The sequence below is a fragment of the Megalodesulfovibrio paquesii genome (genome assembly GCF_054653055.1).
The window spans coordinates 756,251-779,687 of sequence record NZ_BAAIGQ010000006.1 but is presented as its reverse complement, the minus strand read 5'-3'; the positions used below and the strand labels follow the sequence as shown (position 1 = coordinate 779,687).

Annotated in this window: 15 protein-coding genes; all 15 read right to left on the bottom strand. The window is 57.6% G+C overall.

The window, feature by feature from the left end; genetic code table 11:
- Positions 1–284 precede the first annotated feature (284 nt).
- Positions 285–1,163 (bottom strand): hypothetical protein, encoded by an 879-nt coding sequence (locus ACYQ00_RS16335; protein WP_460033167.1) that lies wholly within the window; start codon positions 1,161–1,163, stop codon positions 285–287.
- Positions 1,160–1,546 (bottom strand): hypothetical protein, encoded by a 387-nt coding sequence (locus tag ACYQ00_RS16330; protein ID WP_460033166.1) that lies wholly within the window; start codon positions 1,544–1,546, stop codon positions 1,160–1,162. Before ACYQ00_RS16330 ends, ACYQ00_RS16335 begins: the two co-directional genes overlap by 4 nt.
- The gene (gene cmr4, locus ACYQ00_RS16325) at positions 1,546–2,541 is read right to left on the bottom strand and encodes a type III-B CRISPR module RAMP protein Cmr4 (RefSeq protein WP_460033165.1); all 996 of its coding nucleotides are present in this window, start codon (positions 2,539–2,541) and stop codon (positions 1,546–1,548) included. Before cmr4 ends, ACYQ00_RS16330 begins: the two co-directional genes overlap by 1 nt.
- Complete coding sequence (locus tag ACYQ00_RS16320; protein ID WP_460033164.1) at positions 2,538–5,546, bottom strand: CRISPR-associated protein Csx11; 3,009 nt, start codon at positions 5,544–5,546, stop codon at positions 2,538–2,540. The genes cmr4 and ACYQ00_RS16320 overlap by 4 nt, the downstream gene beginning before the upstream one ends.
- A complete protein-coding gene (locus ACYQ00_RS16315; RefSeq protein ID WP_460033163.1) occupies positions 5,543–6,550 on the bottom strand; it encodes an RAMP superfamily CRISPR-associated protein in 1,008 nt (335 codons plus the stop codon). The genes ACYQ00_RS16320 and ACYQ00_RS16315 overlap by 4 nt, the downstream gene beginning before the upstream one ends.
- The gene (gene cmr1, locus ACYQ00_RS16310; RefSeq protein ID WP_460033162.1) at positions 6,547–7,521 is read right to left on the bottom strand and encodes a type III-B CRISPR module RAMP protein Cmr1; all 975 of its coding nucleotides are present in this window, start codon (positions 7,519–7,521) and stop codon (positions 6,547–6,549) included. The genes ACYQ00_RS16315 and cmr1 overlap by 4 nt, the downstream gene beginning before the upstream one ends.
- 16 nt (positions 7,522–7,537) lie before the next feature.
- Positions 7,538–10,450, bottom strand: coding sequence for an ATP-binding protein (locus ACYQ00_RS16305; RefSeq protein WP_460033161.1), 2,913 nt, complete (start codon positions 10,448–10,450; stop codon positions 7,538–7,540).
- Positions 10,447–13,338: a DUF1156 domain-containing protein gene (locus tag ACYQ00_RS16300; RefSeq protein WP_460033160.1), complete on the bottom strand. Its 2,892-nt coding sequence runs from the start codon at positions 13,336–13,338 to the stop codon at positions 10,447–10,449. The genes ACYQ00_RS16305 and ACYQ00_RS16300 overlap by 4 nt, the downstream gene beginning before the upstream one ends.
- Positions 13,335–15,401 carry an ATP-dependent helicase gene (locus tag ACYQ00_RS16295; RefSeq protein ID WP_460033159.1) on the bottom strand — a complete coding sequence of 689 codons (2,067 nt, stop codon included), beginning with the start codon at positions 15,399–15,401 and terminating at the stop codon, positions 13,335–13,337. Before ACYQ00_RS16295 ends, ACYQ00_RS16300 begins: the two co-directional genes overlap by 4 nt.
- 4 nt (positions 15,402–15,405) lie before the next feature.
- Positions 15,406–18,924: a helicase-related protein gene (locus ACYQ00_RS16290; protein ID WP_460033158.1), complete on the bottom strand. Its 3,519-nt coding sequence runs from the start codon at positions 18,922–18,924 to the stop codon at positions 15,406–15,408.
- Entirely contained in the window at positions 18,917–19,195 is a 279-nt protein-coding gene (locus tag ACYQ00_RS16285; protein ID WP_460033157.1) for a helix-turn-helix domain-containing protein, read from the bottom strand. The genes ACYQ00_RS16290 and ACYQ00_RS16285 overlap by 8 nt, the downstream gene beginning before the upstream one ends.
- A 416-nt stretch (positions 19,196–19,611) precedes the next feature.
- Complete coding sequence (locus ACYQ00_RS16280; protein ID WP_460033156.1) at positions 19,612–19,764, bottom strand: hypothetical protein; 153 nt, start codon at positions 19,762–19,764, stop codon at positions 19,612–19,614.
- Between the two features lie 4 nt (positions 19,765–19,768).
- A complete protein-coding gene (locus ACYQ00_RS16275; protein WP_460033155.1) occupies positions 19,769–20,572 on the bottom strand; it encodes an ExeA family protein in 804 nt (267 codons plus the stop codon).
- Positions 20,569–21,825, bottom strand: coding sequence for a DDE-type integrase/transposase/recombinase (locus ACYQ00_RS16270; protein ID WP_460033154.1), 1,257 nt, complete (start codon positions 21,823–21,825; stop codon positions 20,569–20,571). The genes ACYQ00_RS16275 and ACYQ00_RS16270 overlap by 4 nt, the downstream gene beginning before the upstream one ends.
- A 1,020-nt stretch (positions 21,826–22,845) precedes the next feature.
- Positions 22,846–23,421 carry a gamma-glutamylcyclotransferase family protein gene (locus ACYQ00_RS16265; RefSeq protein WP_460033153.1) on the bottom strand — a complete coding sequence of 192 codons (576 nt, stop codon included), beginning with the start codon at positions 23,419–23,421 and terminating at the stop codon, positions 22,846–22,848.
- Positions 23,422–23,437 lie beyond the last annotated feature (16 nt).

Genomic DNA, 23,437 nt, shown 5'->3' with positions numbered 1-23,437 from the left:
AACGCTCCGGCCTGAGCGGTCCGGAGCGTTTCTGGAAACAGAGGCCGACATGCGTCAGCCGTATCGTCTGGCTCCCCGGGCGCAACCCTCTTCATAACCGTTCTCCATCGAGCTTCCGGCTCCTAAGCCCTTATTATATCACGAGTTATCAAAGAGCAGGCCGTTCCAGACGGACCGGAAGCGGTGTCAATGTCGATTTCCTAACCATGCGACCGGAAGCGGATGTCGCAAGTCGAGTCGTGAGTTTGTCGCAAGTTGTGTCGCAAACCTGTCGCGAACATCGGCTATTTATTGTCCTGATGCATCCAGTATCCATACTTGTCTATCGACCAGGCCGCTGAACGTTCCAAAAATGATCCGGGAGCCCACGTAAGTGCTCCTCTCCACGGGCTACCTTGGTCCCAGCCGCCAAGAAGCTCTTTTACCCCTTGAATTCCCTGGATTTGATGTTGACCACCTTCCAAGGCATGTCCCCAAACGATGTCGCTCTGTATTTCGGGATGCTCTTTATCCAGATGAACTCGTTTCCCGAAGACGGACAAGTCACCGGATGCCTCGTCCCATCCCACACGGCATATTTTTCCAAGACCGTATCTGGTGTCCCCTCCGACAAAGAGGGTATCGATATTGTCCAGCTGCCTGCGAAAGCCGTTGTTTCTCAAGAAGACGTACCCTAAAATCAGCATGGCATTCGTTTCTCCCTGACAGTTGGAATCACGCCACCAGGGATTGATACATTCTGTCTCCCGGAGTGTGCCTTCAGATGCCGAGTCCGATTCGGGAGCGATTGCGGTGCCGGGCCGGGAGTCCAGCAGACGACGTCTGAAGTCACGGTCCGACAGACTTTCTTTGCCGCCGTGGCAGTACCATTGGACGCCGCTCATCCTCTCGAATTTCGGCATCCAAGCCAGGAATTTGTCGCCCCGTTTCTCGGCGGGAAAGAGATAGGTGAAACGGCAGTTGAGAGCGACTTCCCATCCAAGTTTGCCATAATCCGGAAAGCTCTCACCGTTTCTTGATCGAGATATCTCAGCAGTCACAGCTCCCCAAAGCACACGCGCCGGGACATAGGGTCTACAGCGGTTCAACGCCCCTGCCGGAGGCATGCCGACGAAAAGCGGCGCTTCCAGTCGCCAGACCCATCGAAGTGCCGTCCAGGTCATGTCCGCACCTCGCTCTTTTGTGGCACTCGCGCGTGATAGCGGGCGTAGACGAGTGTTTGCCGGACCAGATCACGGGCCAGCAGTAGATTGTCAAGGTCCTTGGCCATCTGCTGAAGCGAGGTAAAGACGTCAGCATTGTCAGAAAGTAAAGGGGCCTGCTTCGGCGTTACTTTCAGGAACTCATAAATATTCTGGTTGACATTTTCGGCCCCACTGCCACCTCGCGTTTTTAGAAAAAGAAACAGAGCATAAATTCCTTGCTCTTCCAGAACAGCGAGCGCGCTCGTAACGAGGTCCTCAAGCTCCTTTGATGGCCTCTCCGCGATAGTCTTACCCACCTTGGCACAAGCAAGGTCCAGGGTTTCGAAGGTCGGAGCATCCATTACAAGACCTCCTTTCCTGGTTTATCCGCATCGGCAGGCTTCTTCGTTGCCAGCACGCGCAGCCGCCCCATGCCCCGGCTTCCCATGCCGCCGATGCCGAGATGTTCCAGATAAGAATGGGCGTCAGTAACGACATCTCTTACCTTCTCCAGTGAGTCGACCGCCTGCACATCATTTTGATTGATCTTAAAGTGCTTTGGATTCCGGCAAGTTACCTCCCAGAAAAGCGCTGTGCCTCGAGGAAGGGCCTCATAGGTGAACAGCGCCCCTTCCTCGGCCGCTCCAGTGGCCGGATCGATGGCGACCGAGGTTCGTACTTCGAGGTTGCTATTTACGATATGGGTGAACAGCTTGTCCGAAACGACACCCAGGCGGCTGATGATGTAACCCGGTATCCCCAGCGCTACGATCTTTTGAGCAATCTCGCTCAGTGGCTGCCAATCCGTCTTGACCGGCAGAAGAAGCCAGCCGAGATTCAATGATGGCTGAGCTGCCGCCCCGTCCGCTTTGCGGTAAACGACTTGCTGCTCAGGCAGATCATCCAGTTCTGAGAATTCCACGATGCTGGTTTGCCGCAATGCCATTGGACACGTGATCCATTGCGGCCCCAATTGCGACGCTACAGGAAAGAGCAGCACATGCATATCGCTGAATGCAGCCAGTCCCGCGAACCCGCCACTTGCGCCTATGCCTTTTGCAAACCCGAACACGGTACACACCGGACAATCGGCCTTTCCGCAATGACCACCTGCACCGTCGCGCTGCGGCTGACCAAGGCCTGCGCAGTTGGGGTATTTCCCCTTTGCCATGGCTGTGTAGGCTCGCATGACTCCCGCGATGCTCGAGCCCGGAACCTTCGGTATCCGCGTGACCGGATCGCGCACGATGGTGTTGTCCACCCGGCCCAGCCGAGTTCCGCCCGTACCTACATGGATGGGATCGAGCGCTATGCCGGCAAACGGAAATGTCAAAAAACTCTGATTATTTGTCGTCATCGGTCACCTCCGGACACTTGCTCTTTTAGTACACTCATGTGCCATTCCAGGCTCCAGTCCAGGAGTCCGTCTTCGGCGGCTGCCACCAACGTCTCAAGACAAGCACCTCGAACACCCAGACGTTCATGGAACACCGCACGTGCGAAATCGAGCCATGCCGTCTTTCCTCCCTCGAACCATGTTCCGTCCGGCCCTTGCCATGCCTCACGCCGCTCGACAATTTCCGACCATGCGCCGCGGAGCGCGGTCTGACTTGGTACATGTCGGCTCATTAGCCTCCGGAGATCTCTCATCCGCAGCCATTCCGTTAGGTTTCTGCGACACAACGGTTCGAAACGTCTGGCCGTGCCGTCCATGAAGAGAGTGGCGATGAGCGAGGGATAAACGAAAATACCGTCCCCGCTTCGCAAATCTTTCACGTGCCTGAAAACCCGGCCGTCGGGATGTCGGAAATCCAGAGGAAAACGAGCCTGTCTATCTTCCACGGCAAGGTACGGATAAAATACGTCTTGCCGTCGATCGGGGAGTCTGATGGGTATGGTCTGAAGAAGCTCTTGCCGATGATCCAGGGACTTGATGCTGAGAGCGGTGACGCTCTCCCGTGTTTCGCATCCCGTGACCCGCCATGTTTCAGGCTTCTCAATCCCATCCAGATCACCCTCGATGTTCCGTGCCGCTTCTATCACGGCCTGAAACGGCGTCATCCTGGGAAAGGCCACGACGCCGATCCGAAGCGGCAGCCGGTCCCAGACACGGGCGAATTGATCTTTCCATTTGTCAATCGCTCTATCTACACAATCCGATGCGGCTTCAAGCGGCAGAAGGACCCGAAAACGCACTGGGGAAAGCTCAAGGGGGATCACCGGATGATAAACGCCCAGAGGACCTGCGTAGTCCTCTGTCGAACGGACCACGAGTTGTCGGGCCTCCATGCTGTCATCCGCTTTCAACTCCAGGGTGATTCCGCGCAGACTGTCCTTGTCTTGCTCCGGTTTCAAAAGTCGGGCCAGGTTGCAGATGGTGAGGAAGTCCTTGGTCTGTTCACGATACAACAGGCTTACGGGAGCATCCCCATAACATCCGCCATAGGTCTGCCGGTCTTCCCACGAACCGGAAGAACCGTTGTCCGGCTTGATAACCAAACGGCGCACGCGCCAGCGGTTCTGGTCTGCGGCCGCTATATCGCGGAATTCATCAAGCATAGCTTTGAAGAAATCCTCAGCCTGCCGCCAGAAGCGATAGATACGACCAGGTGAGGCGAGCTTACGGAACAACTGATGGGTGAGCCATCCAGTGCGGCCGCTCTCGTCAATGGTGTCCCATTGGGGCGAGTCGGTGCGATCCTCGACGATTTTGGAGAAAAAAGATGGCCAATCTGTCTCGTGCTGGTACCCCTCCTGTAAGCTGCTCAGCACGGGGTCCGCCTTGTCAAAAGACTGGAGTTTTCCTTTGATGTGCTGATAGAGGCTGCCGAAACAGGTGGAGGGATCAATGGGGTTTGGCTGGTTTTTTAAGACAGGATTGAACTTGCGCCATTCCAGAATGGCCTGCGTCCTGAGCGCGTCCAGGCGGGTTCCGTCAAGCCAGGGCTCGATGTCCAGGCTCATCGTGACAAGGGCGACGCGGTCATTCGCATCGGCTACCTCGCTGATCCAGATGGAGTCTGATCCGAACTCCCCCTCCAACCACATGTCCAAACGGTGAGTCCGCCGCGCCTTGCACGGATCGCAAGGCCTTTGCTTGTCTGTCCCTGAGCGGCTTCTACGTACAAGACATACCGGGCAGACATGGCCGTCCGACGAATCCTGGCCGGGAATTTGCCAATTGCGGTGCAGTGGCACGATCACCGTCTCCCGCGCCTTCCGGATTTCCTCCGTCATCCGCACAAGAGATCGGGAAGGCTCGCTGATGCTGCAATACGGGGGCGTCTCGAGGTTGGCATCGCGAGCATAACTGTCAATCTGCTCCATCAGCCAGCGTTGCCACTCGGCAATCTGCAAATCACCGCCTTGGTACCCTTTTTTGTCGTGGCCGGATCGCTCCCCTGGGAACGAAAAGACACAAGTCTCGCCATCCCTGTATAGCAGGGAGCCCACAGCGAGATCGACCTCAACGAGCTTGCGGACTTTGGTAAAAAACTCGTCCAGCGCCAGTCGCGCCCCGGTCCAGTCACCAATCTTCACGGCCCGGGCCTCGTAGTGATCCGCGCTGATCCCGATGGTTAGGAGCCGCCAACGAGTCTGTTGTTTGAGTCCATTGTTGGACCAAGGGAACGAGCTGCCTTCCAGAATCGCCCCGGCCGCGGCGCTTTTGAACAAGGCGGCCGCGACATAGGATTGGTCAAAGAGCGTGACGTCGTTGTTCGGCAATCTGGTTTCGGCCAGGGTGCTCGTAAAAGTCCTGCGAAGCCACCCATCAGGGCCAACCGTGGCATCGCGCCAACGCCACCAGCCATCAATGTCGTTTGGGGAGCCATTGCCGCCAAGCTGCTGCAGCTCGGTGAGGAGATTCCGTACCTGCTCAAGCAGCCGTTCCCAACCAGATTCAGGCAGCAATTCAGGCGGATCGGCTAACAGATTGCGGACAGGGTGGCCGAAGGCCGTGGACAACCACATGTGGGTGACATCCTGGCCCAGGTATTTTGCGGTGGACGACGGAAGATTCTTTTCGATACCCGACGCCATAGCGTGGCCAGCCTGGAGTAAGCCAAGCACCCCGCCATCTCGGCCAGGATGTCTGGAGAGAAAGTCTGAGAAAGTTCCGGGCCACGCGTTATTACCCAGGCTGAATTTACCCTTCACCCATTGCAGCAGGTTATCCCAAGGAAAGGGTGGGTTCTCCTGCTCAGGCCACTTCTTGTAATCATAATCGTTCTTCTGTCCACCGTGCTCCCGCAGGAAATCGATCCTGGCCTTGCCCGTCATATGAAGCCAGCCGATGGCCTCACACGCCAAAAGCAGAGGGCGATGTTGCCGCAACGTGTCCGGAAGTTGAAATCCAGTCATTGGTCACCTCCCTTCCGGGCAATACGGCTTTTCATATCCGATTTGAATTCTTCCGCGTCCTTGAGGGTGAAGGAACCTGGTGGGATTTGCTCACGTACCAGAGTGCCTAGGTCCTGGAGGCTGTGGAGAGTCTTCTTTGGGGATCGCGGCTCAACCTTTGCGGGTTCATCGGAGGCTTTCACAAGTCCTGTCCATGTATCGATTCGAGCAGTGCCCCATCCGGCAGTGCGTTTGGCGGAAATGCCATACGTTTCGAGAAGCGCCTTTATGCTGTCGATGAAGCTACTGATGAGGTCGGCGGGCTTGACTTTATCGTTTTCGATTTCTCCCGGCAGAGGCGCGTAGAGCAGCCGTAGCCTGCCTTTTGTCCCGGCCGGGACAACCTCATAGTAAATGGGTTGAGTCCCGGTCCGGCGGCTACGGCTGTGGGGATTGATCACCTCAAAGCCGATTTTGCTGAACCAAGTGGGATAACAGGCAAGGGTCCCGGATCGAAAGCCCTTATCCCCTCCTTTCTCATTGCCGAAGAGATGGACGATCCAAGAAGGGTCCTCCCAGCCATCCATTTTCATATCGTGCTTTTCAAGATGATCGGACAAGCCCGCCTGCATCCGACAGGCCCAGCGAAGAAGTCCCTTCCAGGAAGCCGCTGACATGAACGGCGCTCCGAAGACCCGATCCTTGCGTACCGGGTTATCAAGCACGTGAAAGGGGCGGTCGTCCTTCGAGTACCAGGGTGATGTCAGGGTGAAGGATACATCGATGCCGAACCATGTCGAATCCGGCAGGGAAGCATGATTCCGCTCAAGGTGAAGGTCCGGAGGGAGATTGAGTTCCAGTTCAGCCGCCCGTTTCATGTAGCATTGACGCGCACTGTTCTTCTCCCCGTCACGACAGGACCAGACTACGCATCCATCCCCAAAGCCTGAAGCAAATCCGCCTTCGTTCACCTGTTTCGGGCAGGCTTTCATTTCGGCCAGGGAGGCGTAATAATCGAAACTCATGAGCTGCCCTCCTTCCCGGCGAATAGCTGGCCAATGATCTCGTCACCGGTGAGGAAATCCCAGCCGTTCTGTCCCCAAGCATTCGTCAGACGTCCTTTCACGGCGTTGAAATCGAACAGTCTGGGTTTCACGAAGCCAAAGGTTCTCGCGGGGTTCTGGAAGCTGAACACCTTTTTGCTCTCAGCTTCAACGTTGTTTCTTCGATCAGGCCGGCGACCAGCGATCCACGAATCGTTCTGACTGCTTTGTTGCTTCGGCTCGGGGCGCTCGATTACACGGTTGAATGAACTCGAGTTGCCGTTCTGTCGAGCCAGATACTTTCCATTCACGCACCAGAAGTGCTGCAAAGAAGCCCAGGCGAACTCGCCGTGGTTGAGCTTCCGCCATTTGGACAGATATTTTCCCAAGTCATCACGACCTGTTCCATCGAATTGCTGAGACGTGGATATCTGCACCAGGCCATAGTCTTTGTGATGCAGCATGCCAGCGCGACTGGATTCGTCCGTTGGTTTGAATACCGTTTTGCCGCCGATGGCCCCATATTCGACGACCAGGCGAAGGGTGGCGTCCAGGAGGGCCCACTCTTCTCCGCGAATCGGACGGAGGGGTGTGAAGCGAAGACTGAAAGCCTGGTTTTGTTTGATCTGATCTGTCTTGATATCGCTTTTCTCATCCAGGACTTCAAATTTGAACTTCCGCGCCCAGCCTGTGCAGCCGAACAGTTCGCAAACAACACAATGGTTCCGGTCTTCGCATTTCGTATCGGTTGGATCGCAGGCGCTGCCTCCCAGACCACGGACCAATACCTCGAACCACCAGCGGATGGAGCCGAGCAGACCGGTGGTGATAAGACGGTCCGGTCCAGTTTTTTCCTTTATCTGGCCGTTTTTTTCTTCAAGAGTGACCGAGCCGGTCCACAAGTCCGTTAGGGCCTTAAGTTGATAGGTTCGTTCGCCATTTGCCATAGTCATGGCGCACCTCCTTATGTCATTCCTCCACAGTCCGTTCGATATCTGCCTCGTCCAGCGGTTCGTCCACGGCATTGCGCAGCCAGGATGGATCGAAGCCGACAGCCGACGAACCCTCGATGCGGATTCGAACCCTGGCTCCGTCAGATTTGTCGGCTAGATTCGCAATGGCCGGGAACGCCTTGAAGACCTGTTCTCTGGTGGCTTCGAATGTCAGTGCGACCCGCTTCTTCCGACCGGCGGCATCCGTGCCCGTCGTGACTGGTCCAGTACCGGTTCCCACATCAATTCCGCCCGGGCCCTCATGGACGCTCGGTGGGGAAACTGCGCCTGTATCGACGGGGAAAGCGCCTGCTGGTTGGGCCGCCGGGGCTTCCGGGATCGCTGCCGGCATCATGAGAAAGCCGGAATCGAAATCGACTTCGTCATCGGCAATGGAACGACCGAGAATCACCTTGTCGCGACTTACCTGGTATCTTCCATCAGGACCAAGAACGGGACTGCCTCCGCTCGCATAGGCGAAGACGCTTTCCGATACACCTCGAGCGATCCCCTTGCGCAGGACGGATGCGGATTCCAACCGGGGCGGCGCAATATCCCGGAAAAATGATTCAAGGACATCGGATGCCTTGATGCCCATGAGCGGCGATTCACCCTCGCCCAAGGATTCACCGAGCCGCACCCGCTCGGCGATTTTCCGCGGCGTAACCGAGCCGTGAATGCGCGGCGTTCCCACACTGGTAAGCAGCTCCATAATGCGCTCGTGGACGCCGGTCGCCTGAAGTGGTCGCCCGCCCCGTTCCACTTTCTCTATTTCCAGTTCGCCATCCTGCACCCGAGGCAACCAGACGGCCGTGTAAAGCTCCCGGAAGCATGACTCGGCCGCTGCCTGCTCGGTGCGTTTCCTCTCCCGGAGTTGATCAAGCTGGTCCTTGGTGAGCCGGAGTTGCTGCTTCTTGGCTTCTACGCGGTCGATGGCAAGCAGGTATCGAACAGCGCGCCGCAGTGCCTCGATTTGTTTCTTCTCGGGTATCGCGAGTCCCAGCCCGTTGCGGAATCGCCTGGGACGATCCCCGTACTTGGTCAGGCACTCCTTGGCCTGGCGATCCTGTTCCGACCTGCCCTCGGCAGCGAACTCAAGGGGCAGGTAGGCGACGAGGAAGCGCGGGTCCTCATCGGGAATGTCCTGGCTTTTCGCCGGCCAGACGATGGCCGTGTGGTGTCCGGCCAGGCGGGCATCCAGCATCTCCTTGATCTGGCTTCGGACCGGGCCATGCCCGCGCGACTGGGAATCCTCTCGGGCAACGGTCTGCTCCGCGTCCTCGATCAGCTTGGTGACATTCGGGTCCTTTTTGAAGCAGTAGCGGACGCCGTCGTAATGCAGGTACAGGCATGTGTTGCGGAGCTCGGACAAGACGGCCGTGGCCGTAATGTTATCCAGGTCGGGACCGACGCAGGCCGCCAACAGTTCGTTCTCCGTCACGCCTGGCGGCAACGTCTCGTCGCTTCCTGAGCCTTCGCGCCTCAAACCGCCAAACGAGTACAAAAGGATAGCCGTGGCAATGCGCGTGGCAGGTTTCACACTGGCAAGCGCAGGAGTTTCGCGTGCCATCCTGTCGTCGATGCGTTTTGCCCGGGCGTTTGGACCGTCGATGTCCGCCGTGATGACCGGGTCGTAGTCGTTCTGGACACCCAGCTCTTTAAGCATCTTCACCCGGACATCCACGTCCTTCACCGGCACGTCTCCAGGCCCAAGAAGTGCCTTTGCTCCGCCGTTCTTCTTGAGGGAATGCATGCAGGAGGCAAGAAAACGCAGCGCGCCGCGTGTCCTCTGGAAGGCATCCACCGCGGTCCAGCGTTCCCTCATGATGTCGATGAGCGCGGGATGGAACGGATACGCCGCCCGCATTCGATCCCGCAACAGACGGCCTTCCTCCTCGGCTTGCTGGCGCTCGGAGGGGGTTTCGGCATGAGCCCGCTGCATGCCGGTCACGACGTCCTGATATGCCGTAGACACCTCGGTGGCGGAGGAAGGATCGGGAGCGCCGCCCAACAGACGCCGCTGAAGGATCGGAAGGACCTCATCCCCTGAGACAGGTTCCCTAAGTTGGTCCACCCGAGATGCGAGCTTGTCGATCTCGGCAAGCAGCCCGACATTGCCCAGGGCCTCCCTGGCGCTCCAGGTGAGGGAATAGACGAGCGCTGCCTTCTCGCTCCCGGCCACCTCGACGGTCAGATTCTGGAAGAAATCCTTGGCCTGTCGCTGGAGGGTGGAATCAAGGACACTAACCGCCGCGGACCGCTCCATGTACTTGAGCACTTCGTCGAGGAGGATCAGAACCGGCCTGCCGCTTGCTCCATTGGTAAGCAACTCGCGGATCACATCTCCGCCTGGGGACACACGGTCCTTATCGTGCTCGGCGACGAGGGGGAAGGCCTTCTCGGGATCGATCTGCCATGCGATCCAGCCCCACATGGTCTGTATCGTCCGGCCGTCTTCCAGCGTCTTGCCGTTACGGGCATCGAATTTCTCGCCGTCGAAAACCGCCACTGCCACATTGCCGGGTCGGGCGAATTCCTTCGCCTCCGGGATTCCGTCCAGAGCCTCGCGCTTTCGCGCGGCATGGAACAGCGACGCCAGGGTGTGCGACTTTCCGCCGCCGAAGGGCACCCGGAGTTTCAATACCCGGTTGTAACCGGACTTGCCGGAAAGGGATGCCAGCACTTCGTCCAGGAGCTTTCGCAGATCGGCCGTGAGGTAGGTCGCCCGGAAGAAGGCTTCCGGGTCCCGGTTGACCACGGGCACGTTGGGATCATTGGCGGCGATGGCTCCGAGATCGATGGCGAACACCGCCTCGGTCAGCGCACCCGCTTCCACGTCGGGATGGAGCTTGACCAGATCGGTCCAGGGACGAAGTGCATGTGTGCTCACTTTTTGGCCTCCGAATTTCGAATGAGTTCAAATAGGGTTCCTTCCCTGGCGGCCAGCCGCTGGTCGATGAGGGCCCGCCAATTGGCGACGAGTTTCTTGAGCGCAGCCCCTTCCGCCGGCGTGGTCGCAAGAAGGTGTTCCGGTCCGTCGTCCTTCCTGCCGGCCAACGCAGTTCCGGCCAGGGTCTGGGCCACCAGACGCAACCGCTCCCGGTCCGGTCTCGCCTCGTCGAGGAAATCATTCAGCTTGCGGGGTTCGTTTTCCACCAGCCAGAGGATGCGGTGCAGGATGTCGATCAGCGGGGCGGACTTGCCATCATCCTTTGGCATTCCCAGCTTTTCGTCGTCGCCCCGTTCGGCGAAATCGCGCAGTCTGTACTTGCCCTTCTTCTTTTCGACCAGCGCGCGGCTGCCGGACGAAAGGCCGTTCTGGCCGTCCAGCTCCACGTTCTGGCCATAGGTGAAAACGATGGCCTCGCCCGCGTCCATCTCGGCCGCCTTGTAGGTGTAGCGCCAGAGCACGTAAAACCGGCTCGGACCGTCCACCGCGGCAACGCCGCTTCCGGTCACGCCGAAGATCTTCTCAAGAAGCGTCTCCAGCACGACCCCTTCCACCTCCGCCAGAAACTTCTCGGCCGGGACCTCCTCACCGTTTGCGTATTCCACGCGGGAGAATTTGGTGAAGGCGCGAAGACCCGCGCCCACGGCGGCGATGACCAGGTCCGCGCCGGTGATGCCCATCTTCCAAAGCGAATCCACGCGCTCGCGGACGATCTTCTCCAGGTCTTGACGGACCTGATCCTCATACGAGCCTGTCTCAGGTGCTTCACGCCGCCGGGCTACGAGAAAAATGCTTGAGGCAAGGGCTGCGTCTCCTTGGTGAGCCACTCGGGCCTTTGTTTCGGTAGTAAGAGGCCAGGCTTCGGCGACTTCATAACCGGCGCGCCGAAGCGCATCCACAAGGGTCGCCCAACCGAGAGTGGTCTTATGGGCATATACGACGATCAGGATACCGCCAGGTTTCGTGACGCGATGGGCTTCTCGCAGGGACTGAAACAGGGTGTCCTCGTAATAGTTCCGCGCCTGCTGCTTTCCCCCCTGGCGATACGCGGCGGCCACGCACTCCTTTTTCTTCGGCGTCAGTTGGCCGGCGAAATGTTCAGGGTAGAGAAAGCCGATGGTCGGCCGCAACCAGACGTAACAGACATCGGAAAGCTCTGAGTAGCTCTCGTTGTCGTAGTAAGGGGGATCGGTAATCACCGCATCGAAGATGCCGTTGTCATATGGCAGTTCAGCGGCGGAACCACGAATGGCTTTAACAGGGTTCCGGAATTGCCCTTCACGTCTGACAGCAGCGGTAATGTATTCGAGGCTACCCCATGCATCTCCTGTAGCGCCACCGAAGAGATTCACTTCAGGAAAATCCCACATCATTGCGAAACGCTTCATCGATGTGAGACTCTCAATGGTTTCACGACCATTATTCCATCTGGCTAATCCATTGCACTTGTCAGTCAGACGACTGACCCATAACCCCAGGTATGTCGCGATGGCTTTTGCACGTTCCGGTTCCATCCCCTGTTCAAGCATTTCTTGGTAGGCACGGCGCACTTCCCGGGCCATGGTCAGGAGGATGTACCGCTGGCGTGGGGTAAAAGCCTGGCGGAACGTCCGGATGCCATAAAGGTAGCTGTTTCCCGTCGCGAGCCCCGCGTTGCCGGTCGGCGGAATCTCTTCATCCAAACTGCTCGGTCCAAGTTCGCGCTCGATCTCCGCTGCGCGCTGCTCGGATATGGCTTGATGCTCGGCCTCGATGGCTGCAAGGGATTCATCGACAAAATACAACTTGCCGGGGCCGTCGGGATTGAGCGCGATCACGCACATGAGCTGCTGGCCGAAGCCTTTCTCGTCGCCATATCTGCGGACATAGGGACCATCGAGAGCGGTCTGACAAAAGGGGCATGCCGTGGATGAACCAGCGCTCCCGGTGGACGGATCAAAGCCAAGCGCTGATGCGGATCGAGCTTCGACCACCTGAAAACGCATGATGCGTCTGCCCATGTCCGGCACCGGCTTCAAGGCCACGTAGCCGGAGGATTTGTTCCTCAACCAAGTCTGTCGATAGAGCGGTACGGTTCCTTTGCACTGTGGATTCGGACATGGGATGGTCCGCGTCCAGTAGTAAGCGACGACAGAATACTCGTCGGCTGGCGTTTCATCTCCATCCCCAAGGGTTCTTTGGATCGCCCTCTGTTGCTTTCGTGCAACCGGTATGCGTGCAAGGACGTCGGACACGGCATCTTGCGTCCGTTTCAGAATGGTTTTGCCCCACTTCTCGATATCGTCGGCCAGCTCCGCTCCGAATTGCTGCGGGAAGGTGACTGTGCAAAGCTCGATGAGATACGCGACCGGATTGAGGTCCAGGGCATGCGACTCACATCCCAGTCGGGCCGCTTCAATCGGAATGGCCCCGCCGCCGGCGAACATATCCAGCACTTTAGGGCGCGGCGCTTTTCCCGCCTCGATATCTTCGAGCGTAACAGTCTTGCCCGTCTCCCTCGTCAAGCGCTCAGCATGGGATTCGAGGATGTGCCTCTGCGCGTCTTTGATGACGGTTGGGTTGCCCGGATACTTGCAGAGCCGCTCAAAGAATTTGGCTGCGTTAGCCCGGCCCAGACTCTGTTTCTTGTTGTCCGGTCCATTCTCCGGGATAAATAGCGATGCCGGCACCAACGCCCCGTACACCGCAGCCCGGCATGCCACCAAGGGCCGCCGCGCACGCCACACGTGTAAGGTCGAAATGTGCCCCTTAGTACGGGGCTCACTCGAAGCCGCTTCCCCGACCGAGTTCACGGGCAGGAAGTCTTCTATGAGTCTGCGGTCGTTCATAAGTTGTTCACCTCTGCGACTATTGCCGCCGCTTCGGCCTGGCTCAACCCGGTGGTTCGGGTAACGCTTGGGACACTCATCTCGTTCAGAAACTGAGAGCGCGTTAGACGTGCAACAGGCCTCTGAGTCAAAGCCATCGCTTGGGCACCCGAATGTTGAGCGGCGTGCGACGCGATGCAGCAAGCCATGGCCCGGGTGACGGATACGTAAAAAAGACGCCGCTGTTCAATAAGCAGTCCGGTGGCCTGCAAGGCCCTGAAGTTCGGCATGAGGCCTTGTTCCACCCCTGGGATGAACACGACTTTTCCACTGAGCCCCTTGGCCCCATGCATGGTCAGAATCCTGATGCGCTTCTGAACGGGTACTTGGGCTTGAGGTTGAGCACCGCCAATTCGCTGGTTGACCAGATCAAGGATGGCCTGCTGATCCGACTCGCTGTCGGCCGCAAGAAATTGCAGAAGCTCTTCAAGTGTCATCTGGGCCGGAAGCGAGCCTATCAGGGTATTCCATATCGACAGGCTATTGGCAGCATTTCGCCCTGATGTGAACACCTGCGATGATAGGAGGGTCGTGATGTCGCCGCTCCGAGCTGCCAAGGTGTCGCTCATGCTCCACGTTCTAACCGTTTGAACGGTTGCCATGACACGCTGAACCGCCGAGGGGCACCGTCCGGAAAACCAGGTCGGGCATGTTGGCAGATAAAAGAGCTGGCGAAAGTTCTGGTTGTTGGAAATGCAGGCATCCGCGACTCCTTTAGCCGTGGCGCTTCCGACACCGGAGAGAACCTCAAGCAGGTCCCGATGCGCCGGGTAGTCTTCTTCACCGGTTGAATTATCTCTGGCGATCCGGAGAATCGAATAGACAGCCCTGATGGCCTCATATTCATTTGTGAGCGCCGCGCCGCGAGGAGGATCGTAGGGAAGGCCGAGGTTGCCAAGCTCCTGGGCCAGCATGTCGAGCTGGACCCGGCGATTAGAGATCAGAATGAGGATTTCGTCCTCCCGCCCAGCCATGCCGGCGTTGATCAGCGCCTGACAAGATTGGGCAACGGCGCGTGCCTCCTCCTGTGCAGTCTGGAACGACCAAACCATCATGCGGCCCTGAACTGGCGGCGTGGCAGAGCCGTAAAGCGACGTAAGATTCTTGGGTACCCGGTTCAAATTGAAAGTGATCAGTCGGCTGGCCGGCCCAAGCACTGCCGGAGTGCATCGGAAACAGTCTGTCAACACATGTGTGGCCGATGCTGGGTAGGCGGTTTGAAACTGGACGATGCCATCAGGATTGGCATGCCGGAAAGAATAAATGCTCTGGTCGTCATCCCCGGCCACGAATAAAACTGTATTGTTTGAAGACAACAAGCGCACGAATTCCTGGTCGCACGCATTAAGGTCCTGGAATTCGTCAACGATCAAATGGTCGATTTGCGGTAATTGATTTGGCTGCAATGCGCCTTGCTGAAGCGCATCGACACACTTGTAAATCACCTCGCCCGGGAGGACACAGCAATACAGGTTGGTCCGAGCCGAATGAAATGCGTTGAATCCTTGGACCTCGGCAGGAGTTATTTGCGCCTGGTTTACGTATTGCGGATTCAGAGTCTGCCATTGTGCGTCGTGTGCAAGTCTGATCTCGGCGGCTCGAGACGGAGTACATCCCAGACTCCCGGCGAATTCTCTGTCATAAACATTGGTCTGCTCCCAATCGTCCAACATGATTGGCGTGCCGGGATACGAGGTGAGCAGATTGGCACGTCGCAGAATTCGAAGCGCAAGGGAATGCATGGTTGAAACTCGCACTTGCGTCGCCGCATTTGCACAGGGGAGAGTGCTGCAAAAAGCCCGGATACGTTCAGTCAGTTCGGCGCACGTAGCCCGAGTGAATGAGATGACGTAGACGTTACCGGGAGTTGCTCCATTGGTCAGAAGATCAGCTACCCGCTTTTCAATCGTATGAGATTTGCCTGTGCCCGGGCCAGCCACTAGTCGCACCTGTGGTGCACCGTCTCTTGCCGCGGCCCACTGGCGTTGTTCAGCTTGTGCTTTTTGTGCAGCGGTTATCGGCATTTTCTCACCTTTGGCAGTCTCCACACTGAGTTATGGCCTCGGCAGGGATTTCGTAGAATCGCGCCGCCACGATTTCCCTCTTGGCATGGTCGAGTTTGGCAGCAGGATTATGGATGCGCACCAGCTCGGGGGAATCGTCCAAGGGGTCCCAGACCACATAGAGCCAGTAGGTCTCGGCCAGTTGTTGGGCCTTGTACCACTCGTTGGTGGTAAGCCTGACCGGCTGCCCCCGCAGGCGTCCTTTAACCTCGACTCTCTTGACGAAGACCTCGCCGGTGGCTTCATCGGCGATCTTGTGGGCGCGGATGTCGAAGCCCAACTTCAGATGGCCGACCCGCTCGATTCGGTCCTTCGGGAAGCCCTCCGCAACCAGCGCTTCAACGACCTTGTCTTCTGCGGCAATCTCGCTCTGCCGGCGGATATTCGGATCGAGTTCCTCGGCCAGATCGGCGAGCTGGGTTTGCGTGTCGGCATCGGGAGCGAGCACAAAGGCCGTCCCCACATGCTTGACCGGCCCGGTCCTGGCAATTTCAAGCCGTTTTAAAGCATCGAGGCGTTCCCGGCGTGCGCGCTGAAGCTCTTCTACATATTTCCTGGCCTCGTCCGCAGGTAGCTTGTATTCCGGTTTCGAGAAGACCTCGGCGGCAAGCAACATGGCCCGCTCCTGGGCGCGGTCGATCCGGGCTTTGAACGACTTTTCCAGGTATTCCCGGCAAACCCGCGCGAAATGCTGGCGTTCACTCTGACAACGGGCGCGGCATTCGAGCTGATATGTCGCTTTAAGAAAATCGGTGGCCGGCAGCAACGGAGTAGGTTCGATCTTTTGCGGAGGATGCGGATGCGCCGCCAGGTTGAGCAGAATGTCGCTCGGGATGACTTCGTAATGCCCACGCTCTTCCCGAACGGCCACGAGTTCGCCATAAAGCGGCACGTCGTTTCCTTTCGAGTCTTTGCCGCGAATCGAAATCTCGAAGAAATGGATACGGTAGGGTTCTCTGCACAGAGGATCGACGAAGAAACCGATGCCTCCGATCAACCCCGTCAGCCGCTCGTTGAGTTTCTCGTCCACCGCTGCATAAAGCGGATGTCCCGGCCCCATCAACACGGCGTCCAGATGGGCATCTTGTTCAAGATGGTGCTTGTGAAAGGTGATTTTGCGATAGGAGGATTCCGCTTTTCCGATCTTCTGGACAGAGTGGAGCCGCTCCGAACGTAAATCAGCAAGCACATGCTCGACCCGCCACAACCCGTCGGCCCTCGCCTCGACCCGGAGGCCGACCTCACGGGCGGCTGCAACGAATTGCGCTTCGACATACCGCGGCATCAGCCTACGTTCCTCCACCTCAAGATTCCGGCGCTGGAAAGCTGAAAAATCCACGTGGCTCCGGGCAAGGGCGATTCCTGTGGCCTCCTCGTATTCTTTAAGTTTGGCCGGATCGATGCGGTCGATCTGATCGAGGTATTCGTCGAGCCTCCTGGGGTCATAGGCCGCATCTCGAAGCATGTCCGGCAGATTCACATCGTTGAGTGACAGCACTTCGCCGATCACATCGAACACGCGGCCTTCGAGGGCCTCGTTCATCTGGTCGAGCTTTTCCAGAAGGCGATGGAGAATCCGGCCTTCTACGATGGGCTGGCCGTCCTCGGAGTCCGTGGCCACGAAGTTGAAAGCATAGACATCCCGGTCCTGACCGATGCGGTGGATGCGGCCCAATCGCTGCTCTAGCCGGGTTGGATTCCAGGGCATGTCGTAGTTGATCATCAGGTGGCAGAACTGGAGGTTGATCCCTTCGCCGGCGGCCTCCGTCGCTATGCATACCTGCGCACCGGTCCGAAAGACCTCCTGAGCTTGTTTGCGTTCATGGGGGTTCATGCCGCCGTGGATTTCGCAGGTGGAAAAACCCCATCGTTCCAGGTGATCGCGCACGTAGCCAAGGGTATCCCGGTGTTCCGTGAAGATCAGGAGCTTTCCCCGGCCATCCTTCAGGTCCATGAACTGCGCCTCGCCGAGACACTTCTTCAATGCGGCCAGTTTGGAATCGTTCGCGTTTTCACGAACCCTTCGCGCCTGCTCGACGAGATCCTTAAGGGCGGAGATTTCCGCGCGCAACTGTTCAAGCTCCAGCGCAGCCGTGTACTCATCGACCAATTGATCACGTACCGCATCGTCGAGATCGTCTTCGTCCTGCTCGGCATCCGGCAGGCGACCCTGCAAAGCAGCCAGCCGTTTGGCGCGCTGGGCCGGAGTGAGACCCTCAAGCTCTTCCAGGAGATCTTCCTGTTTTTTCAACCGCCGCTTGATCGACTCATGAATAGCGCAGGTGGAGCTCACCAATCTGCGTTGCAGGACCGTTCGGGTCAGCGCTGCGGAGGAACGTCTTTGTCCGGTCTGCTGCGGGATAAACTCGTTGATGTAAGCGGTAACGCTCTTGTAAAGGGTGTACTCGTCGTTGTTCAGGCAGAAAGTGACGGTGTTGGTATGCCGGTCCGGGAAGAGCCGTTTGCCATTCGCGTCCTTAAGATCTTCTTTCAGCCTCCGGAGAGACCACGGCGAATCCTTACCGAGGCGGAAAACGTCTTTGCGGATAGCGGTGGCCTGTTTCCCGAGGCGGTGTGGTTCCGGGAACAGGTCTGGATCAATGAGCCGAAGGAAATGAGCGAACTTGTCTTCATCCCCATGGTGGGGTGTGGCAGTCAGGAGGAGGACATGGTCTGCTTGGGATGTGAGACGCGACGCCAGGTCATAACGTTTCGTTGTTGCAACCTTGGATTCTCGATTCTGTCCACCTGAGGCTGTCCTGGCGGAACACTTGTGGGCCTCGTCGATGATGACGAGGTCCCACCGCTGTTGCCAGACACGCTCGCGCACGTCATCTTGCTTGGCGTAGTCAATGGAAGCAATAATTTGTGAAGACCTCTGCCATGGATTGGTCAATTGCTGTTGGTCGACAGCGGAAAAGATAATGTCGAAAGGCTCACCGAACCATCGGAGCATCTCGTCCTGCCACTGTATGGTGAGCGGTGCGGGGCATAGGATGAGAATGCGATCAATCGCCTCACGCAGCTTCAGCTCCTTTACAAGGAGCCCGGCCATGATCGTCTTGCCGGCTCCAGGATCATCCGCCAGCAAGAAACGCAACCTGGGTTGCGGAAGCATCGCTTGGTACACCGCTTCAATCTGATGTGGCAGGGTGCGGATGCCCGAAAGACTTACGGCGAACTGTTGGTCATGAGCGTAAGCCAGACGCACTCGAGCCGACTCGATCAGGAGTCGAAGCTTCTCGGCGTCCACAGGAGTCTCTGCTTTGACTTCTTCAGGCCCCTTTCCAAGGACAGCCACGACCTCTTCCGCGGAGATGACGGCCTCTTCCAACGAGCCGTCGGGAAGACGAACGCGACATTCATAGCCTGCCGAATCATCAGAACCGAGCGGTCGCGCATCTTCCAGGACAACGGGCACATCGAAGTGCCCGGGGAGAAATATCCGCTGCCCGATCTGAGATGTGAGCAGACTGCTACTCATTCCCGCCCCTCTTCCGTGAACGTGTCTTTGGTGTTGATCGATTCGTCTGGGTTTTCGAGGAGGGTCGGCTTTGGACGGAACTTGGAGTCTTCTCTCGCTCGTTGTCTTGGCGCACCCACTCGTCTATTTCGGATAGCTTGAAACGAAAGAGCCGCCCCACACGGTGAGCAGGGAGCCCCCGTTCATCGATCCATCTATAGACCGAGTCCTTGGCCACCCCAAGGTGGGCTGCCACATCGTCGACGCCAACCCAGCGTTCTTCAGCGGCCATTTCAATCCTCTCGTCAGTTGTCAGAATCACTGCCTATGTATGCCAACCAAACCAGACACAAGTATACGAAACCTGTCCATTCCAGTCAAGGACAAACTGATGGAATACCGGGAATCTGCTGCCTGCATGGCTCCACATGGCGACTATCTACCGGGGCTTCAGCGCCAGATTCCGCCGGTTAGCTCCTTGACGCTCTGTTGATTACCTCCTAGATTTGACGGTGTTTTGATGGATTGATCTGACCGACAGGGGAGTGATTTTGAGGTCCTTTGACAAAACGATTGTGAAGGCGGTGAGAGTTTTTCACTGCAGTAAGTTAACCGAAGAGATAGAAGAGGCAAGGACCTTGATTTCCTGCCTCTTGGGAGGTGATTTTTGGAGTTGGTGGGTGAGACGAGATGTGCTGAGCTAATGTGTCAGTTTTTCCAGGGTTCATTCGGATTTCGATGTTCATGCTCCCTGATGTCCCTTCTGAAGTCCTCGTGGTAGTACTCCCAGATAAGATCGGCGACGGCCTCGATGAGCTCAAGGATGTGCCAGGCAATCTGGACTTCTTTCGGATCTCTCATGGGTCTATCCCTCCAGGGTTTTCACTTTGAGGACCATCTCCGGGGTGACAGTTCGTTTTTGATCGAACATGGCGTAGGTGAGGGCGGCCTCGGTTACGGCTCCTATTTTTCTGGGTATACCGAAGGAGACCTGGTGGACGGCTTGCAGGGCCTGATCAGTGAGGATGGGCTCCTTTGCGCCTGCCAGTTTGAGGTGATGGGTGATGTAGCCCTTAGTTTCGTCGGGGTTGAGACCGGGCATGTGGTAACGCATGGCGATACGCTGGTTGAAGGGCTCCATGACGGCAAATTCCATGACTCTGCGGAGGTCGGATTGTCCGGAGAGGATGAGGATGAAGGGGTCGTAGGAGTCCATTTTGAAGTTGGTAAGCAACCTGAGCTCTTCCAGGGGACCCGTCTGAAGGAGATGGGCCTCATCGATGATGAGGAGGATGGTTTTTCCGGATTGCTCCTTGGACTCCAGGAGGGCCGATTGGATCTGATTGTAGATGGCGCTCTTGGAGAGCCTTGGGGCGAGACCGAGGAGCCGATTGATGTGGTAGAGGAGGTCGGCGCGGCTGAGGGTGGAAAGGGGGGTGTAGAAGGACTTGAACAGATTTTCGTTGAGGCTGTCCACATATCTCCTGAGGGCGATGGTTTTGCCCACTCCGGGATCTCCGGTGAGGAGGAGTATTCCCCCTCTACGTTTGATGTAGTCGAGGCGTGCGGAGCACTCCTTGAGGGGGTCGGCGTCGAAGAGATCCTGGGGTTTGATGTTCTTGTCGAAGGGGAATCGTTTCAGACCGAACCAGGCGAGGAGGTCTTTCATGGCAAGGTCCTCCCCTTGTGGAAGGAGAGGTTGGTGGGGACCTTCTGGGGGCGGAAGGTGCGAGCGTTTTCCCCTTTGTCCAGGAGCTTGATCCTGCCCACCCGGATTTCATTGTCGTAGAGATAAAGCTTCTGGGGGTCGTCGACGGGGTGACGGAGCTCGATTCTCTGGCGGATGTAGGCTTGTGGAACCTCGTAGAGGGCGCCCTTGAAGCTGATGGTGGCATCGTTGTTGACCACGCGCTCGTGGCGGACGAGGAAGATCTCATCGAGCTCTGCTTTGGAGAGTCTGCGGATCTGCACTCTTGCAACGGATGCATTGTAGCGGTCGATGGGTCTTTCCCCGATCCCGCTGTGGAGTTTATGGTGGTAGTCATCCTGGAGCCACAGCCAGAAAGCCTCGTTGATCTCGTGAAGACTGACTCCGTCCTGGAGGCCGGAGAGGAAACGTTCACGGACCGTCCTGAACAGTCTCTCGATTTTCCCGCGTGAGGGGCTGTCGTAGGGTTTGGAGTGGATGAGGGAGATGCCGGCCAGGGCGCAGCTTTTGGCGAGCAACTCGGAAGAAAACCCGGGGCCGTTGTCCACATAGAGTCTCTTGGGTATGCCGTGGGCGAGGAAGGCTTCCTTGAGAACAAGGGTCAGCGCGCTAATCGCCTCGGAAGCGCTGAAGGCATGGCCCACCACCATGCGGGAGTGGTCGTCGATAATGGCGCAGAGGATGGCTTTGACCGTGCGGTTGTGGGAGCGGACCTGGGGACCGTGCATGAAGTCGCAGATCCAGAGGTCGTTGACATTATCTACTTCAAAGGCTTTTCGCACATCGGTTCTCTGTTTGACCGAGAGCCAGCCTTGGGTTTTGACCACCCGCAGGAGAGTGTTGTAGTGGACCGGGGGATCCCCCAAGAGCCCCTGATCCCGGAGTTCTTCGTAGAGTTTTTGTGCGCTGTAGTAGGGGTAGGCCTTGCACTTGACCTCGATCACCTTGAGCCGTTGATCATCCAGGCGCCTGGGTCTTCCCCCGTCTGAGCGGTCCCTGGGCTTGAGGGCGTCAAAACCGTGTTTGCGGTACTCCCTCAGCCACCCCTTCATGGTGGAGACGCTGACCTTCCTCTGGCCGTATCGGGGGAAGTCGTGTTCGTGCTCGGCCTGTTGGCGGAAGTACTCGTTCTGAGCTCTTGCAGGCTCGGCGAGCACAGGAGAGATGATCTGGTAGCGTTTGAGGGCGATTCTTTCTCGGATGTCTTTTTCCATGGACTTTTTCCTCCTCGGATTGTGATAGATGGCCCATGGATAACCCTTTCAAAAGAGGAGAGTTAGCAAAGCTCTGTACAATCGTTTCCGAAAACAGGATCTCGTCTTTTAGGGAAGAAGGCCGGTCCACGAAAAGAAAGAGATCCGAAGGAGAACAAGGTGAGGGATGTGAGAACAAACGGGCGGAGCAGGGGTGCTGCTATGTCCTTCCAGAGAGGGCACTGCGGGGAAAACTCATTCTCCCAAGCGCTCTTGAGAAGGGGTTCCGAAGAGAAAGCGTTTCGCAGTGCGGCTGTATCGCTCAAGAAGCTCCCGGAGCAGAGGCGGCCAAGGGGTCTTTGGCTTCCAGCCAAGGGAGAGAAAGTAGCTCGATATCTCCTCCCACGCTCCAGGCTTCTTTGGGGTGCGCACGGAGCTCAGATCATACCATCTTCTCAGCACCGCGTGAGCACGCTGAAGTCCTCTAAGAACCACCACAAGCCAGCAGGCAACCAGCCAGGGAGTGACGAGACTGTCCTGATCAACTTCAACCGAGGCGCCGTGGAACCCCCTCTGTCCCATTTGCCAGCATCCCAACCCCAAGAGCAAAGTCCCCAGGATGGCATTGACCGTGTACTGGCAATAGGGGATCAACTGAACCGGCAACAAGGAGAAGGTCCTCGACTCTGTTCGGCAAAGAAAGCGCGCAATGGGGATGGGCCTCTTCTCAGACCCCGGAAACAGTTCGATTGCATGCCTCCAGTAGGGGGTAATTGCACGATAGCAATGCTCCTTTTCACAGATGGGGCAAGCAGGGCCAATAAGGGAGGGAAAATCTATCCGACCGGAAAGAAACGATTCCTTGTATTCCCAAATCGTCTCAAGTGTGTTAGGGTATGGAAGCTGAATCGTTCGGCTGCCTTGCCCACGGGGGGCAGGTCTTCGGCTGCCACACCTTTGAGTCTGCTCCCCTGTGGGGCTTGGTTATTTTTCCGAGGTCAATTCCTTACCTCACAAATTCGCCCACCCTTATACCATCGGTCAGGATACCGTGCAAACACTCAACTCCATTCCTTTGCTATATCGAGGGAGATAACAGCTCCCGGTCCAGCGATCCCCCACCGCATAGAGCCAGGCCGGGAGCCTGGTTCCGTTTGCCAGGACAGGGACCAGAACACGGCGGTAGAGGCAGGGGCCGCCGGGGTGAAACCCTTCCAGCCGGTCGATGGCCGGAAGGCGGTTTTCGGGGTCGTCGAAGGTCAGAAGCTCCCCGCACACGGGGCCCCAGGGCGCGCCTGTGCCCTTCTTCGGGAGCCGGTCGGGGGTTGGCTCGGGATTGGACATGCGAGCCACGACGCGCGCTTGTGTGGCCACGTCGGCGAGCGGATTGGTGGTCCCGACAGCGAGGATGTCCTCTTCCGGGACCTCCAGGACCGGGATTCCGGAGGATGTCTCGAAGAGGCGGCCGCGGACCACGGCGTCCTCCATCGTCAGGACGCCCCGGCAAAAGCGGTCGTGGTTCCAGAAACCGCGCTTCAGTGTGCCGTAGACGAAGAGCCTCAGCATTCCGTTTGTGTTCGGCTTCAAGGGTTCTTTCGGGTTCATTGCCTGGTTCATGGGGTTCATTGGAGTG

What these genes read in the sequence shown, in the direction of transcription:
- ACYQ00_RS16335 (WP_460033167.1), bottom strand. Translation starts at nt 1,163, where the DNA reads ATGACCTGGACGGCACTTCGATGGGTCTGGCGACTGGAAGCGCCGCTT.
- ACYQ00_RS16330 (WP_460033166.1), bottom strand. Translation starts at nt 1,546, where the DNA reads ATGGATGCTCCGACCTTCGAAACCCTGGACCTTGCTTGTGCCAAGGTG.
- cmr4 (WP_460033165.1), bottom strand. Translation starts at nt 2,541, where the DNA reads ATGACGACAAATAATCAGAGTTTTTTGACATTTCCGTTTGCCGGCATA.
- ACYQ00_RS16320 (WP_460033164.1), bottom strand. Translation starts at nt 5,546, where the DNA reads ATGACTGGATTTCAACTTCCGGACACGTTGCGGCAACATCGCCCTCTG.
- ACYQ00_RS16315 (WP_460033163.1), bottom strand. Translation starts at nt 6,550, where the DNA reads ATGAGTTTCGATTATTACGCCTCCCTGGCCGAAATGAAAGCCTGCCCG.
- cmr1 (WP_460033162.1), bottom strand. Translation starts at nt 7,521, where the DNA reads ATGACTATGGCAAATGGCGAACGAACCTATCAACTTAAGGCCCTAACG.
- ACYQ00_RS16300 (WP_460033160.1), bottom strand. Translation starts at nt 13,338, where the DNA reads ATGAACGACCGCAGACTCATAGAAGACTTCCTGCCCGTGAACTCGGTC.
- ACYQ00_RS16295 (WP_460033159.1), bottom strand. Translation starts at nt 15,401, where the DNA reads ATGCCGATAACCGCTGCACAAAAAGCACAAGCTGAACAACGCCAGTGG.
- ACYQ00_RS16290 (WP_460033158.1), bottom strand. Translation starts at nt 18,924, where the DNA reads ATGAGTAGCAGTCTGCTCACATCTCAGATCGGGCAGCGGATATTTCTC.
- ACYQ00_RS16285 (WP_460033157.1), bottom strand. Translation starts at nt 19,195, where the DNA reads ATGGCCGCTGAAGAACGCTGGGTTGGCGTCGACGATGTGGCAGCCCAC.
- ACYQ00_RS16280 (WP_460033156.1), bottom strand. Translation starts at nt 19,764, where the DNA reads ATGAGAGATCCGAAAGAAGTCCAGATTGCCTGGCACATCCTTGAGCTC.
- ACYQ00_RS16275 (WP_460033155.1), bottom strand. Translation starts at nt 20,572, where the DNA reads ATGAAAGACCTCCTCGCCTGGTTCGGTCTGAAACGATTCCCCTTCGAC.
- ACYQ00_RS16270 (WP_460033154.1), bottom strand. Translation starts at nt 21,825, where the DNA reads ATGGAAAAAGACATCCGAGAAAGAATCGCCCTCAAACGCTACCAGATC.
- ACYQ00_RS16265 (WP_460033153.1), bottom strand. Translation starts at nt 23,421, where the DNA reads ATGAACCAGGCAATGAACCCGAAAGAACCCTTGAAGCCGAACACAAAC.